Annotated in this window: 14 protein-coding genes and 1 pseudogene (1 of these 15 cut by a window edge); 10 read left to right on the plus strand and 5 right to left on the minus strand. The window is 64.3% G+C overall.

Features of this window, described 5'->3' with window-relative positions; translation table 11 throughout:
• Positions 1–1,027: pseudogene (locus ACFE99_RS09740) on the plus strand (DUF190 domain-containing protein) (it extends 50 nt beyond the left edge of the window).
• On the opposite strand, the gene ACFE99_RS09745 reads toward ACFE99_RS09740, so the two are convergent.
• The 3 genes from ACFE99_RS09745 to ACFE99_RS09755 form a co-directional block, all read right to left on the minus strand.
• On the minus strand, positions 1,021–1,662 hold the full coding sequence (locus tag ACFE99_RS09745; protein ID WP_375484681.1) for a GNAT family N-acetyltransferase: 642 nt from the start codon (positions 1,660–1,662) through the stop codon (positions 1,021–1,023). The pseudogene ACFE99_RS09740 and the gene ACFE99_RS09745 overlap by 7 nt on opposite strands.
• Positions 1,663–1,695: 33 nt before the next feature.
• The gene (locus ACFE99_RS09750) at positions 1,696–2,052 is read right to left on the minus strand and encodes a DUF488 domain-containing protein (RefSeq protein WP_375484684.1); all 357 of its coding nucleotides are present in this window, start codon (positions 2,050–2,052) and stop codon (positions 1,696–1,698) included.
• Positions 2,053–2,163: 111 nt separating this feature from the next.
• The gene (locus ACFE99_RS09755) at positions 2,164–2,688 is read right to left on the minus strand and encodes a WGxxGxxG family protein (protein WP_375484710.1); all 525 of its coding nucleotides are present in this window, start codon (positions 2,686–2,688) and stop codon (positions 2,164–2,166) included.
• A gap of 56 nt (positions 2,689–2,744) precedes the next feature.
• Here ACFE99_RS09755 and ACFE99_RS09760 point away from each other — a divergent pair, with 56 nt between their 5' ends.
• Both ACFE99_RS09760 and fadD6 read left to right on the plus strand, forming a co-directional pair.
• Complete coding sequence (locus ACFE99_RS09760) at positions 2,745–3,311, plus strand: hemerythrin domain-containing protein (protein ID WP_375484686.1); 567 nt, start codon at positions 2,745–2,747, stop codon at positions 3,309–3,311.
• A 117-nt stretch (positions 3,312–3,428) separates the two neighbouring features.
• A complete protein-coding gene (fadD6, locus tag ACFE99_RS09765; protein WP_375484688.1) occupies positions 3,429–5,192 on the plus strand; it encodes a long-chain-acyl-CoA synthetase FadD6 in 1,764 nt (587 codons plus the stop codon).
• A 19-nt stretch (positions 5,193–5,211) separates the two neighbouring features.
• Here the strand turns inward: fadD6 and ACFE99_RS09770 are convergent, their stop codons facing one another.
• A complete protein-coding gene (locus ACFE99_RS09770; RefSeq protein ID WP_375484690.1) occupies positions 5,212–6,600 on the minus strand; it encodes a wax ester/triacylglycerol synthase family O-acyltransferase in 1,389 nt (462 codons plus the stop codon).
• A 118-nt stretch (positions 6,601–6,718) separates the two neighbouring features.
• Between ACFE99_RS09770 and ACFE99_RS09775 the strand changes: the two genes are divergently transcribed.
• The 6 genes from ACFE99_RS09775 (at position 6,719) to ACFE99_RS09800 (ending at position 13,104) form a co-directional block, all read left to right on the plus strand.
• The gene (locus tag ACFE99_RS09775) at positions 6,719–7,621 is read left to right on the plus strand and encodes an alpha/beta fold hydrolase (RefSeq protein WP_375484692.1); all 903 of its coding nucleotides are present in this window, start codon (positions 6,719–6,721) and stop codon (positions 7,619–7,621) included.
• Positions 7,622–7,637: 16 nt separating this feature from the next.
• A complete protein-coding gene (locus tag ACFE99_RS09780) occupies positions 7,638–9,071 on the plus strand; it encodes a wax ester/triacylglycerol synthase family O-acyltransferase (protein ID WP_375484694.1) in 1,434 nt (477 codons plus the stop codon).
• Positions 9,072–9,194: 123 nt separating this feature from the next.
• Complete coding sequence (locus ACFE99_RS09785) at positions 9,195–10,439, plus strand: alpha/beta hydrolase family protein (protein ID WP_375484696.1); 1,245 nt, start codon at positions 9,195–9,197, stop codon at positions 10,437–10,439.
• Positions 10,440–10,467: 28 nt separating this feature from the next.
• On the plus strand, positions 10,468–11,931 hold the full coding sequence (locus ACFE99_RS09790; RefSeq protein WP_375484698.1) for a YdiU family protein: 1,464 nt from the start codon (positions 10,468–10,470) through the stop codon (positions 11,929–11,931).
• A gap of 57 nt (positions 11,932–11,988) precedes the next feature.
• Positions 11,989–12,600 (plus strand): hypothetical protein, encoded by a 612-nt coding sequence (locus ACFE99_RS09795; protein ID WP_375484700.1) that lies wholly within the window; start codon positions 11,989–11,991, stop codon positions 12,598–12,600.
• 156 nt (positions 12,601–12,756) lie between these two features.
• Positions 12,757–13,104: an enoyl-CoA hydratase-related protein gene (locus tag ACFE99_RS09800; protein WP_375484702.1), complete on the plus strand. Its 348-nt coding sequence runs from the start codon at positions 12,757–12,759 to the stop codon at positions 13,102–13,104.
• A gap of 6 nt (positions 13,105–13,110) precedes the next feature.
• Here the strand turns inward: ACFE99_RS09800 and ACFE99_RS09805 are convergent, their stop codons facing one another.
• On the minus strand, positions 13,111–14,043 hold the full coding sequence (locus ACFE99_RS09805) for an HpcH/HpaI aldolase/citrate lyase family protein (protein WP_375484704.1): 933 nt from the start codon (positions 14,041–14,043) through the stop codon (positions 13,111–13,113).
• A gap of 217 nt (positions 14,044–14,260) precedes the next feature.
• On the opposite strand from ACFE99_RS09805, the gene ACFE99_RS09810 reads away from it, so the two are divergent.
• The coding region (locus ACFE99_RS09810; RefSeq protein WP_375484706.1) for a serine/threonine-protein kinase at positions 14,261–14,917 on the plus strand (657 nt) is incomplete at its 3' end.

The following is a 14,917-nucleotide window of genomic DNA, read 5'->3' on the forward strand; positions in this document are numbered from 1 at the left end:
GGACGGTCGAGGGTTCCTCGCCGACGCGATGCTCGATCTGTTCGGCGCGCGCGAGGTGGCCACCAGTGTGATGCTCCGCGGTATCAGTAGCTTCGGGCCGCGACATGTGCTGCGCACTGACGAGTCGCTGAGCCTATCCGAGGATCCGCCGGTTGCGATCGCGGCGGTCGACCTGGAGTCAAAGATCACGGGACTGGTCGACGAGGTGATCGCGATGACCGCGCGCGGACTCGTGACTTTGGAACGGGCTCGGTTGGCAACCGGCGACGTGGACTTAGCCGGCGACTCCGACGAGCGCGACGCGGTCAAGCTCACCATCTATGTGGGCCGTCAGGAACGAGTCGCCGGATTGCCCGCCTACCGCGCGGTATGCGATCTGCTGTATCGGCGTGGATTCGCGGGTGCTTCAGTGTTTCTTGGGGTCGACGGCACCGCGCACGGCGACCGCTACCGGGCCCGGTTCTTCAGCCGCAATGTCAATGTGCCGCTGATGATCATCTCGATCGGGACGGCGGCGCAGGTTTCGGCCGCGGTCGCCGAACTCAGCGCGGCCGTGCCCAAGCCGTTGCTGACCGTCGAGCGGGTCAGGGTGTGCAAGCGCGACGGGGCGTTGTTGGCGCGACCGCAGCGGCTGCCGACGGCCGACGAGCGCGGACGGGCGGTTTGGCAGAAGCTGATGGTGCACACCAGCGAAGCGACCGGGCATGGGGGTTTGCCGATTCACCGGGCGCTGGTCCGCCAGCTGCTGGAGTCCGGGATGGCCCGCGGTGCAACGGTGCTGCGCGGCATCTGGGGATTCCACGGCGACCATAAGCCACACGGCGACAAGCTATTTCAGCTGTCCCGGCGGGTACCTGTATGCACGATCATTATCGACAGGCCAGAGTGGATTGTCCGCAGTTTCGATATCGTCGACGAATTGACAGCTGGCCACGGATTGGTGACAAGTGAAATGGTTCCGGCGGCGCTGTCGCTCGACAAATCACGCCACCGCGACGGTATCCGCCTAGCGAGCTACGACTACTGATCAGGTTGCGGCTTAACGCGGGGCGCATCGTCGGGCGAACGCACCAAGGCATACAAGGCCATGCGGCGATTGGACATGTCATGTTCGCCGAGAAATACGCACCCTGCGCGCTCACAGAACCGGCGCCCCATCTGGTTGCGGTGGTCAGGATCGAACATGATCCGGCGGCATCGCGGTTCGTAATTCAGCACGCCCAAAACGAGATGGGGCAGCAAGGCTTGCACGATTCCTTTTTTCAAGACCCGCCCGTCCGGGACGGCGGCGTGTACGCCCACATCGCAGGGGTCGGCTTCATAGCGCTTAGCAATGGAATCCTTTGCCGCCCAGTATATTTCGAAGTAGGCTCCGTCTATTCCCTCGAGGCTGCCGACGAACGGACGGGAATAGCTCCCGTCGAGTTGAGCGCGCAGGTAGCGACGCCAACGCGACACGGGCCAGGCAGATTCCCAGGCGCCGGCCAGCAACGGCTGATTCATCCACCCGGCGATCATCTCAGCGTCGGTGTCCGGGTCGGCGAGGCGCAAAGCATATGGTGCGGGCAGTTCGAGCGTGCTTGGCGGCGGCGGCAGGTTGCGGACCTCGTCGGTGAGGCCCTCGGTCAATTCCCGTGGCAGGATCGGTTCGGTTTCAGTCATGTCGAGCAGCGAGCTTAGCGAAACCGGTGCTGATCAACTGCGGCTAAGCAGCTTCGCCAGCACAGCCGCCTGACTGCCCTGAGGATCCCGGGTGGCGGTTACCAGGGTCACGGCCCCACGCTTGGTGAGCTTGCGCAGTTCTTCCAGCGCGTCGCTGCCCTGCAGTTCTTTCTCGTAGCGCGAAACGAACTCATCGAAACGCTCCACCTTGTGGTTGTACCAGCGGCGCAGGTCATTCGACGGCGCGACATCTTTGAGCCAGGTGCCTACCCGCGGATCGTCCTTGCGGAACCCTCGTGGCCATACCCGATCGACCAAGACGCGCTGCCCGTCGTCAGGGCCAGGCTCGTCATAGACTCGCGCCACCCGGATACGGCTCTTGGCGCTCATGCGCCAAGGGTAACGCCGGGTGCAGCGACGGGTCCCACGCGTGAGTTGAACTCGCCCGAAGGCCCCACCAGTGCGTGAGAAAGCAGCCGGTGGGGCCTCCGCGGGATTCAGTTAGGCACGCGGCGTTTGGCCGTGAGTACCAGGCCCTGTAGCGCCAGCCCCGGGAAATGTCTCTCTGCGTCGCATCAGTCCGGCAAGCCCGCCCAAGCCGAGCAGGCCGACCAGTCCCCACAAGCCGGTGTGGTCGGTCTTCTGAGTGTTCTGAGTGTTGTCTGGTTGCGCCACCGTCGTCGTCGTAGACGACGGGATGGGCGCGCTCTGCACGGCGGCATTCGCCATCCCGGCACCGCCAAATAACAGCGCCCCCGTGGCTGAAACGACAGCAATGGTCTTACGCATAAACATCCTCCAGGTAACAGGTAAGTAGGGCCGGAATATCGATCGAACTAGAGTGGCTAGTCTTCCGGCACGAACGACAAAGAAGGCCCGAGGTTCAAGGTCGAACGCACGTGCCCAATACCCTGCGGCAACTTCTCGCAAACATCGGCGCGCCAGCGGACAGGTAACCAGCAGGGATGAACCGCGGCGCCCTGGGAGGCGTTTGGGCGGGCTCCCGCGCGGGGTATGCCGGGGCATCGAGCGGCGCACAGCCCATCGCGCCTTCGCGTCCCCCGACCACTGGAGGTTTCAGCATGGCCGACATGATTGTCGAATCACCTGAAGAAGTAATCGCCTTTCTCAAGGCGCAGCACGACCTCATTGAGGACATGTTCGACGAAGTGCTGCATGCCTCGGACCCGAAAGCTCGTGAGAAGCCGTTCATTACGTTGCGTCAATTGCTGGCCGTGCATGAGACGGCCGAGGAAATGGTGGTGCATCCCCGGGTGCGCCGCGAGCTGAACAACGGCGACGCGATAGTCGATGCGCGGCTCAAAGAGGAGCATGAAGCGAAGGAGCTGCTGTCGAGCATCGAGGGCCTCGACATCACCTCACCACAGTTCGTCGACGAGCTCACCAAGCTGCGGAAGGCAGTGCTCGACCACGCCGAGCAGGAAGAGACTGAAGAATTTCCGAAGTTACAGCGGAAACTCGACACCGACGACCTTAAGCGGATGGGCACAGCGGTGCGCGCGGCTGAGGCCATCGCGCCAACGCGGCCGCATCCCGGTGTGGAATCAGCCAAGTTGAATCTCGCTGTCGGACCGTTCGCGTCGATGCTCGACCGCGCGCGTGACATGATCAAACAAGCCATCGGCTAGCTCACTGCGGTACCCTCCCGCCTCAACACACGCTAGTTTTTGCAAGTGGCCCTCACTCGCACGCTGGCGCTGGCTAGGCTGCACGGCGCATTCAATGTGGCGGGGGCTTGAGGAACCATGGCTGAAGACACCGTCGGGCTGACCGATATCGCGGTCCGGCTACCCGGGCTGTTAGTGGATGCGCCGGTAATCCTGCGCGGCGTGTTGACTGCGTTCTTGACTCGCCGCTCGGCCAAGACCTCGATCGGGAAGGTCTTCCAGCACCGCGCTGGACGGCACTGCGATGACGTTTTTATTCGATTCGAAGACGAAGTCGTGACCTACGGTCAGGCCAACGAAACCGCCAACCGGTATGCCGCCGTGCTCGCCGCCCGCGGAGTGAAGCGGGGAGACGTGGTCGCCATCATGCTTGAGAATTCGCCACTCACGGTGCTGTTGATGCTGGCGGTGGTGAAATTGGGCGCGATCGCCGGCATGCTGAACTATCACCATCGTGGAAGGGTGCTTGCTCACAGCGTCAACTTGCTGAATGCCAAGGCGCTGATCAGCGACGAAAAGCTGCTCGAGGCTGTCGACGAATCCGGCGCGAAAGTTGCCGAAACAATCAGCGCCGACCAACTGGAACGGCTGGCCGCGGACGCGCCCCCCGAGAACCCGGCGGTGACGTCGTCGGTGCGAGCGCAGGAGCCGGCTTTCTACATCTTCACCTCGGGCACCACCGGCGCGCCGAAGGCCAGTGTGATGACCCACTACCGGTGGCTGCGGGCGCTCGGCGGATCCGGCGCGCTTGGCATGCGACTGAAAAGCAGCGACACCTTGTACTGCTGCCTGCCGCTGTACCACAACAGTGCGTTGACCGTCGGGGTGTCCGGGGTGCTCAGCGCCGGCGCCACGCTCGCGCTGGGCCGGTCGTTCTCAGCGTCCCGGTTTTGGGACGAGGTAATCCGCTACGACGCCACCGCGTTTCTGTACATCGGCGAGATCTGCCGTTACCTGCTCAACCAACCCGAAAAGGACACCGACCGCCAACATAGGGTCCGCGTGATCGGCGGCAACGGCTTGCAGCCCGACATCTGGGAGGAGTTCGTCACCCGCTTCAATATTCCGCGCGTCTTCGAGTTCTACGGGGCCAGCGAAGGCAATACCGGGTTCGTCAACATCTTCAACATCCCCAAGACCGCCGGCGTCTGCCCGACCAGGGTCGCCTTTGTCGAGTACGACCCAGAGACCGGCGAACCAGTTCGCGATGCGAAGGGCCGGGTGCGCAAGGTACGCGGCGGCACGCCGGGGCTGTTGCTGAGCAAGGTCACGAAGATGCAGCCGTTCGAGGGCTACACCGACGCTGAGGCCACCGAGAAGAAGTTGGTACGCAATGCTTTTCGGGAAGGAGACGTGTGGATCAACACGGGAGATCTGATGCGTCCGCAGGGCTGGCGCCATGCCGCCTTCGTCGACCGGCTCGGTGACACGTTTCGGTGGAAGGGTGAGAATGTCGCGACGACGGATGTCGAGGCGGCCGTGTCGACCGACCCGACTGTCGAAGCAGTGACGGTCTTCGGGGTAAAGGTTCCCGGCACCGACGGGCGCGCCGGGATGGCGGCAGTGGTGCTGAAGGACGGTCGTCAGTTCGACGGCAAGTCGCTGGCCAAGACGGTGTACGAGCAACTGCCCAGCTATGCAATGCCTTTATTTGTGCGAGTCGTCGATTCGCTGGAGCACACTCCGACGTTCAAGAGGAAAAAGGCCGATCTGCGCGAACAGGGCTACGGGCCTCATATCACCGATCCGCTCTACGTTCTCAAAGGTCGCGAGGAGGGCTATGTCCCCTACTACGACGAGTGCCCCAATGAAGTAGCGGCCGGCTCCCTCCCGCAAGGCTGACCACGGTACGAGGCTTCGCTCAATTCCCGGCGATACCGGCGGCCTGCTCCAGTTCGCACAGCGCCGGTTCGATGCCGTCGGCCAATTCGTCGATGTCGTTTGCGATCTCGGGTGTGGTGACGAAGCCGAAGTCAACCGATCCGCAGTAGCTGAAGCAGGTGACGTTGAGCCCGACGTCCATCACCAGCGGACCAATCGGCAGCAGGGTTTCCACCTTCGCGCCGGCCATGTAGATCGGGAAATCAGGTCCGGGCACGTTGGAGACCACCAGGTTGATCGGGGCGACGTTTCTCCCAATGTGGCTGGTGGTGTAGGCGCGCGCCGCAAGTCCCAGCAGCCCCGGCGGCGTCGTTTCGGTTAATCCCATGATCTGGTGGGCGGTAAGGGCTTTCGCCATATCTTTGGCGCCTTGGGTGCTGTCGTGGATGGCTTTCATCCGCTCACTTGCATCGGCGACGTTGGTCGGAAGGCTCACGGTCATGGAGCTGATCTGGTTCCCTACGTCGGTACCTTCGGTGCGGGTGGACACCGGCACCTGGGCCAGCAGCGGCCGGTCCGGTAGCTCGTCGCGATCCTGCAGGTAGCGGCGCATTGCCCCGCACACCATTGCCAGGACCACATCATTGACCTTCACGCCGAACGCGCCTTTGACCGCTTTGACCCGCTTGAGCGGCACCCGGCTGCCGCTGACGCGCCGGTGTGGCGAGATTGGGGCATTGAAGCGTGTAGTCGGTGCGTCGAAGTAGCGAGGCGGCTTGTTGGCGATGCCGCGCACCGCCAGCTGTTGTCGCACTGTCTGCTCGACCAGGCGCAGCATCCGGTAGGGCGTCATCACGGTGACGTTGAAAAGACCGCCGATTGCTCGAAGCTCCAACCTGGGCAGGCCGACACCGACCAGGGAGTCCTTCGGCTTACCCGCCGGCGGGCGTGGTTCGGGAGTGGCGTCGAGCATGATTTCACTGAGCCCCGCGCCGGACACACCATCGATGAGAGCGTGGTGCATTTTCGTCAGGGTGGCGACCCGGCCGTTCTCGACACCCTCGATGAACCACATCTCCCATAGTGGGCGCCCGCGATCCAGCTTGTAGGACATCAACTGGCCGACCAGGTCGTCGAGTTCTTTACGGCTGCCCGGCGAGGGCACCGCGATTCGGCGGATGTGGAAGTCGATGTCGAGCTCAGGATCCTCGACATACCAGGGCCGGTCTAATCCGAGCGGCGCCCCGGCCACCCGGTACCGCAGCTGCGGCATTTCGGGCACCCGGCTGGCCATCAGGTCGCGAACAGCCCTGAACGAGAAGTCAGGAACGTCCGACGGATCGCAGATCATCAGGCCGCCGACATGCATGTGCCAGCCCGGCGTTTCCGCAAACCAGAACGCCGCATCAGCACTGGAAAGCCGCTTCATGGTCATAGCGTAGGAACTGCGGGCGGATGGCGACCGAAGAATTGCCGCACTGCTTGAGCGCGGTCGGCAACAACACGGCAGACCCGTAATCCGTCGGCGGTGGTGCTGTAATTGCAGTATGGCCGACCGTCTGCGCCTGCTCGGCTTGCCGATGCTACCGCCCCGCGTGCCGGGGGTGGCCCGGGTTGGCCGTGTGCCAAGCGGCCGCACCGTGGAGTTACCGGGCCGCGGCAGTACTTATGTGGTCGATTCCGGGCCGGTCTCTGGTGCGCCCACGTTCATGTTGCTGCACTCGTTGGCGTGCACCGGGCTGATGACGTGGTATCCGACGCTAGCGATGATGCAGGAGTTCGGACGCGTGGTGGTGTTCGACCAGCGCGGCCATGGTCAGGGCATCCGCTCGTCGCGGTTCTTGCTCGAAGACTGCGCCGACGACGTCGCTGCCCTGGCCGACGTTTTGGGGCTGGAAACGTTCGTTCCTGTCGGCTATTCGATGGGGTCGTTTATCGCGCAGCTTGTTTGGCGGCGCCATCCACAACGGGTCGATGGGCTGGTGTTGTGCGCCGCAGCCGCGGCGTACAACCGTGCAAGCTACGAGCGACTGGCCACGGGTCTCTTCGCCGCGGTGATCGAGGCGTTGACGCCGTATCCCGGCTTACCCGTCGCTCCGCAGCTATCAACTGAGCAACTGGTCAGGAACGACAGCCGGTGGTTGCTCGGGCAGGTCCGCGCCACCAGCCCGGGGGCAATCAGCCGCGCAATCGGCGAGATGATGCGGTTCGACTCGACGTCCTGGGTAGCCGAGATCGACGTGCCGACGTCGGTGGTGATCACCTTGCGTGACCGCGCCTTCAGCATACAACGTCAGCTCTCGCTGGCCAGCCAGATACCCGGTGCGCACGCGGTCACGGTCGAGGCTGGGCACGCCAGCTGCACTTTGCAGCCACAGAAGTTCCTCCCGGGACTACGGGAGGCTGTGGAATCGGTACAACGCCGCATCGTTGCCGAGAAAGCAAGCTAGGAACCTGGCGATTCCGATGAAGCGACTCAACGGCTGGGACGCGTTGATGCTTTACAGCGAGACACCCAACGTGCACCAGCACACGCTGAAGGTTGCCGTCATCGACATTTCCGACTTCGCGGGCACGCCAACGGTGGAGGTGTTGCGCGACATGCTGCGCCGGCGCCTGCATCTGCTGGAACCCTTGCGCTACCAGCTGATCGACGTCCCGCTGCATCTGCATCGGCCGATGTGGCGGGAACGGGTCGAGGTGGACCTCGGCTACCACGTGCGCCCCATCGCGGTGCCGGCGCCGGGCGGTCGGCGAGAACTTGACCGCGTAACCGGCCTGATCGCCAGCACACCTCTCGACCGCAGCCGGCCCCTGTGGGAGATGTACTTCGCTGAAGGACTGGCCGGCCCCCGCGTCGCCGTGATCGCCAAGATTCATCACGCGCTGGCCGACGGTGTTGCATCGGCCAACCTGATGGCCCGTGCTCTCGACTGGCCGCAGTCGAGCGCGGACGAACGCGATCGGTATGACACCGATCCGGAGCCTTCCGCCGCACAGTTGCTGGCAGCGGCCGGCCGCGACCATCTTCGTCAGCTCGCCATGCTTCCTGGCGCCGTCCGACAAAGCGCTATGGGCATCGCGCGGCTGCGGCGACGGGCCCATGAACGTGGTCCGCAACCGCAAATGGCCCGCGCCTTCCATCCGCCGCTCACATTCATCAACCACAAACTCTCGCCACGGCGCACCTTTGCCACCGCCACGCTGTCGTTGGCCGACGTCAAACAAACCGCCAAACGCCTCGAGATCACCATCAACGACCTGGTGCTAGCCACCGCGGCAGGAACGTTGCGGGAACTGCTGCTGCGCTATGACGGTCGCGCCGACCAGCCGCTCATCGCCTCAGTGCCGGTCAGCATCGACACCTCGCCGCAGCGCATCAGTGGCAACGCGCTCAGCACCATGCTGGTGTCGCTGCCCGTGCAGGTAGACGATGCGTTGGCGCGTGTCCGGCTGACCTGCATCGCCACCCGCATCGCCAAGGAGAACCACGAGCTGCTGGGCCGCAAGACCATCGCCAGCTGGATCGACTACGCCCCCGCCTTCGCGATCATCGGCGCCTTCCGCTGGACCTCTGCACACCGACAGCAGAACCAGGTCCTCAACTTGAAAATCTCGAACGTGCCAGGACCGCGCGAGCGGGGCCGCGTCGCCGGAGCTGTGGTCAGCGAGATTTACTCGGTTGGCCCGGTCGCGGCGGGCAGCGGCCTGAATATCACGGTGCGGAGCTACGCCGATCAGCTCAACATCTCCGTCCTCGCCGACGACGGGACGCTGACCGAACCCCATGAGTCCACCGACGCAATGATCAGCTCCTTCGCCGAGATCCGCTGCGCCGCCGGCTTGGGCGAGCAGCTCAGCCGGGTCGGTACTGCGATGCCGCAAGCCAGCGCGATCTAACGGGCATTCGCTACACCCGCACGATGACGTCGCCCGGATATGTAGCCGAATCGTTCATTGAGCCCATTAGGCTCGTTGCATCCGATCTCTTGCCCGGCCGAAGCCGGGCAGTAGGGGGTGGAGATGGAGGAGAGGGCCAAGCACACAATCCCGGCGGCTTCTCCTGCCGGTCGCCGGGGACCGGGGTTTTCGGATCAGCGGCGCGCCGTTACCAGTCCGCTGTGGCAGGCGCTGGGGCCGTTCACCCGGACCGGCGGTTTCTATGCCCGGTCCTGGGCCGACTACCTGGACCGTCAGCCCGGCGAGCTGCCCGTGGGCCGACCAAGCATCACGCTCGCGGCACAGGCATTCCTCGACGAAATCCTGCTGTTGGGTTTTCACCTGCTGCGGTCGGCGCCCGACCCGGCGACACAGGAACGCATCCAGCAGGAGGTGATCGCAGCACTCGACCTCTATGGCCAAAAGGGCTGGCTGGAGCATCCCGGGGGGTTTTTCCCGACGCCCCCACCGCCGAGCGGCGTCTCCGTATGTCCAGTCAACAGCCGTGGGCGCACCTACGAACGCATGTCCTTTGACAGCGAGTACCAGCCGCATTCAGGTGAACCGGGCCGAGAACGCTGGCTTGGCTATGCCTCCAGTAGCCGGGTGTACGCCTTGATGCTGCGGCACAGTGAGCCGCGACCATGGCTCGTGTGCGTGCACGGCGCGGAAATGGGACGGGCCGCTTTGGATCTCGCGCTGTTTCGCACGTGGCATCTGCACTCCGATCTTGGCCTGAATGTCGTGCTTCCGGTGCTTCCCATGCATGGCCCTCGTGCGCGCGGGCTACCGAAGGGCACCTCTTTCCCCAGTGCCGACGTACTCGACGACGTTCACGGTGTGGCGCAAGCGGTTTGGGATATCCGGCGCCTGCTGTCGTGGATCCGGTCACAGGGGCCGGCCGCAATCGGACTAAACGGCATCTCCCTCGGCGCATACCTCGCATCTCTGGTCGCCAGCCTCGACGACGGCCTCACCTGCGCCATCCTTGGCGTCCCTCCCGTCGATCTGGTGCAACTGATCAGCCGCCATGCCGGCCTCAGCGACTACGACGCGATCAGTCGAACGCTGAAGCTGGCCAAGCCCATCGGCCAGATGATCTCTCCGCTCGCGCTGACTCCCTTGGTGCCGAAGCAGGGCCGCTTCATCTACGTCGGGATCGCCGACCGATTGGTACACCCACGCGAAGAAGCCACCCGGCTGTGGCAACACTGGGGCAAACCCGAGATCTGTTGGTACCCCGGCGGCCACACCTGGTTCTACCGCTCGCGGCCAGTGCAGCGATTTGTGGACCATGCGCTGGCGCAGTCCGGGCTGCTGGACCGTTGAGCGCGGTCGCGGCCCGTAGCCTGGTGAGGTGAGTGTTGCACCGGATACGACGATCGTCCTGCACGACCGCTTCGCACGCGAGTTGCCGGAGATGGCTGTCCGCTGGCAAGCCGAGACGCCTCCCGACGCGCAACTGCTGGCGCTCAACGAGCCGCTGGCCGCCGAGCTCGGGCTGGACGCTGGCTGGCTGCGGACGTCTGACGGCCTGCGTTTCTTGGTGGGCAACCGCGTTCCCGACGACGCCACTCCGGTAGCCCAGGCCTACGCGGGACATCAATTCGGCGGCTACGTGCCGCGGTTGGGCGATGGTCGAGCCTTGCTCCTCGGCGAGCTGCTCGACCGCCACGGCGGCCTACGCGACATCCACCTGAAAGGATCTGGGCCCACGCCGTTCGCACGCGGCGGTGACGGCCTGGCCGTCGTCGGACCGATGCTGCGCGAATACATCGTCAGCGAGGCAATGCACGCGTTGGGCGTTCCGACGACGCGATCGCTGGCCGTGGTAGCCACGGGGCGCCCGGTGCAGCGCGAGACGCTGCTGCCCGGCGCCTTGCTGGTCCGTGTCGCGAGCAGTCATCTGCGGGTGGGCAGCTTCCAGTACGCCGCTGCCACCGGCGACGTCGACCTGTTGCGACGCCTAGCCGATCATGCCATTGCCCGCCATCATCCGAGCGCCGCCGCAGCCGAGCGTCCCTACCTGGCACTGTTTCAAGCCGTCGTCGCTGTCCAGGCGTCGTTGGTGGCGCGATGGATGCTTGTCGGGTTCGTCCACGGCGTCATGAACAGCGACAACATGACCATCTCCGGCGAAACCATCGACTACGGGCCCTGCGCGTTCATGGAGGCCTACGACCCCGAGACGGTCTTTAGTTCCATCGACTTCTGGGGGCGCTACGCCTACGGCAACCAGCCGGAGATGGCCGCGTGGAACCTCGCCCGGTTAGCTGAGGCGCTTCTTCCCTTGATCTCGGACAACGACGACGAAGCGCTCGCACTTGCCGAGGAGGCATTCGGTGCATTCCTGCCGCAGTACCAGGCCGCCTGGTCGGCGGGCATGCGAGCCAAACTGGGCTTGACTGCGGACATCGAGGCCGACATGGTCACCGCATTGGCCGACGAGTTGCTCCACCTGCTGCGGGAGAGCCACGTCGACTACACCTCGTTCTTCCGTCACCTCAGCCGAGCGGCCCGCGACGAGGCGGAATCCGTGCGCGGCCTGTTCGTCGACCTCGCCGGGTTCGACGGCTGGATGACGCGGTGGCGAGCCCTTGAGCCGGACGCCGAATTGATGGACCGGGTCAACCCGATCTACATCCCGCGCAACCATCTCGTGGAGGAGGCTTTGACCGCGGCCACAGCGGGCGAGCTAGATCCCGTCCGCCGGCTCCTTGCCGCAGTGACCGCGCCCTATGACGAACGGCCGGACCTTGAGCGCTACGCATCCCCCGCCCCAGAGGACTTCGGCGCGTACCGCACGTTCTGCGGCACATAACCCCACGGGTGTCGTCGGTCGGCACGAGCAGTGCTCTGCGCGGACGTGGGTCAATCGTTGCCCGGACCGTCATCGGCGCAGAACAATCAATTCGTGACCAGAATGCCGAGCCGTTGGCTACGTCGTGACAGCGGGAAGGCTCGTATCGAGCGTGGAACCCCGCGCTGGATTGTTGGTCTGGCGATCCTGGTTGCTGGGTTGATCCTGCTCGCGTCCGTCTTTCTCGACTGGGGTCACATCACAATCGGCGACCGGTCGAACAGCATTGCGCAGATTTCGGTGTCCGGGGCGGGTGGCGTTTCGGTGACCATGCCTCAAGATGACCCGGAATTCGAGCGCTACGCCGCGAAGTCCCTAGAGCACGTCGTCAGCCATCGCGGCCTTTGGGTCGCCGTCATTGCTGTCCTGGTTATTGCCGCCGGAGCCGCGTATTTGTGGCTGCTTCCCCGCGAGCAGGCAGCCGTTGGTGTCGTGGTGCTATCCGGCATCGCTTCGGCCTTTTGCATGTCCTGCGCGTTCAACCTTCGAAGGATTTTCGGCGAAGCCTTCGACGTCAACGTCGGCCACTACTCGCTGGGCATCGGCCTGGTGATGGCTTGCTGCACGACAATAGGTCTCATCGCGCTGGGTGTGGCAGCGCTTGTTTTGGAGCGCGGCACGGCCGAATAGATCTGCCGTGGAGTTCGGGGCTGTTTGCCCTCGCTCTGCACCGTCCCGGACCGAACCCCGACGTATGCTCGCCTGCATGAGCAGGCTCGCGGCCGACGCAGCTGTGCTGGTACGCGCGGGCGGGCCGGTGGCTCGGCTCACCCTCGCTCGACGCCCATGGTGCCGTTGTCGCGCGCGATCGGCAGGAAACGTGCCCTGGAGATGTTGCTTACCGGCCAGCCGATCTCCGCTGAGACCGCCTGGGAGTGGGGCCTGGTAAACCGGGTGGTCCCGGCGGACATGATTGACGACGAACTCGGCGCGATCGTCGACGCGATCGTGGCTTCGAGCCCGTTGACCGTAGGGCTAGGCAAGGAAGCGTTCTACGCTCAGATCGAGCTCGACGAACATCGGGCCTACGATCTGACCAAGGCCGTGATGGCGATGACCGCTCGCGCCGACGATGCCCAAGAGGGCATGTGCGCATTCCTTGAAAAGCGTCCAGCAACCTGGGCTCGACGCTAGCTGGCGTCAGTAGTGGTAGGTGTCCGAAGGCGCAGGCCGGTGAACCGGTTCGTCCTCGAACTCAGCGGCTTCGATCCCGTAGGCACGCGCCAGATCGAGGATCTTGGTGGCCCTGGCGATGCGCGGAAGATCAGAGCCGTTGCGAATCTGCCCCCCGTCGCGTTCGAACTCTGCGAAAAACTCTTTGGCCCAGGCAATTTCATCCTGTGATGGGGATAGTCCCTCATTCACCACCGAACATTGGTCCGGGGACAGGCAGATCTTGCCCGTCATCCCGAACTCTGCGGAAACAGCCGTGGCCTCGATTAACTTCAGCGGGTTGGAGCCAATGGTCGGCCCGTCGATCGCGCTGGGCAGGTTTGCGGCCTTGGCGGCGATCGTGAAGCGGGAGCGAGCATAAGCCAGAGTGGCAGGGTCTTCTCCGAAACCGGTGTCACGGCGGAAATCACCGATGCCGAAGGCAAGCCGAAAAGTCCCCTTGGCGGCGGCGATTTCGGTGATGCGCTCCAGACCTCGGGCAGTTTCGACCAGCGCCACGATCGGCACGTTGGGCACTCGTCTCGCTGTCTCGGTGACGTGGTCCACCGATTCGACCATCGCCAGCATCACCCCGCCGACCGAGGTGCCGGCTAGCATGTCGAGATCGTCCGCCCACCACGGGGTGCCGAAGCCGTTGATGCGGACCCAATCGGTGTTTCCGGCGCGAAGCCAACGTGCGACGTGGTCGCGGGCTGCGGCCTTGTCCTTGGGAGCGACCGCATCCTCGATGTCAAGCACGACGATGTCGGCCGGAGAGCGTGCGGCGTCTTCGAACCGGTCGGGGTGCGCGCCGTTGACCAATAACCAACTCCGGGCAAGAACCGGATCGATGCGTGAGCCGACGCCAGCGGCGTCCGGCGCGGTGGTTTCGATCTGTTCGTACATTGAGTGATCTGCCATCTATTCGTTCGGTCGGTTTTACCTCGTTCTATCCCAACCGTAACGGTGTCTCCAACCAACCCGGGCACGAGCTAAGCGTCGCTGGTTGCAAATGCCGATCCGCTGGGCCTGAGCGCGCCGGGGCCGGGAAGCGACTTCGTCGATGGTCAGCAGTGGCACGCGGCCCCAGACCGGATTCCGCGTCGTACGGCTCTTTCGCGGGGCTAGCGTTTTATCGGTGGAGGCCGGCGAGGTCATTGGTGGCCGCTACGAGCTGCGAGGCATCCTGGGCCGCGGCGGCATGGCGGAGGTCCGCGAAGCGTGGGACCGTCGTCTGCGGCGGGTGGTGGCGGTAAAGCTACTGCATCCTGCCCTCACCGACGTGACCGAGAAACGGCTGCGCTTCGAAGCCGAGGCGCGAGCGGCTGGCGCGCTGGCCAGTCCACACATCGTTGTCGTGCACGACTACGGCGAGTACAACGGCACTCCCTTCATTGTCATGGAGCGACTACCCGGCGCTTCGCTGGCCGATGAGATCGCCCGGGGCCCGCTGCCTCAACTAATGGTGCGTGATCTGCTCGTCGACGTCCTGGAAGCCTTGGCGCTGGCACACGATGCCGCAATCCTGCATCGCGACATCAAACCGGGAAACATTTTGTTCAGCGGATCTGGTGGCGTCAAGGTCACGGACTTCGGCATCGCCAAGACCGCCGAGACGGCCTACACCCTGACGGGACAGATCGTCGGCACGCTCGCCTACCTCAGCCCAGAGCGAATATCGGGAAGGTCGGCGACGGTATCCGACGACATCTACGCCGTCGGTGTGGTCGGTTATGAGGCGTTGACCGGTCGCAGACCTTTCATCGAGAAAGAGATCGGCGCATTAGCGCATGCC

The sequence above is a fragment of the uncultured Mycobacterium sp. genome (assembly GCF_964249325.1).
GTDB lineage: Bacteria > Actinomycetota > Actinomycetes > Mycobacteriales > Mycobacteriaceae > Mycobacterium.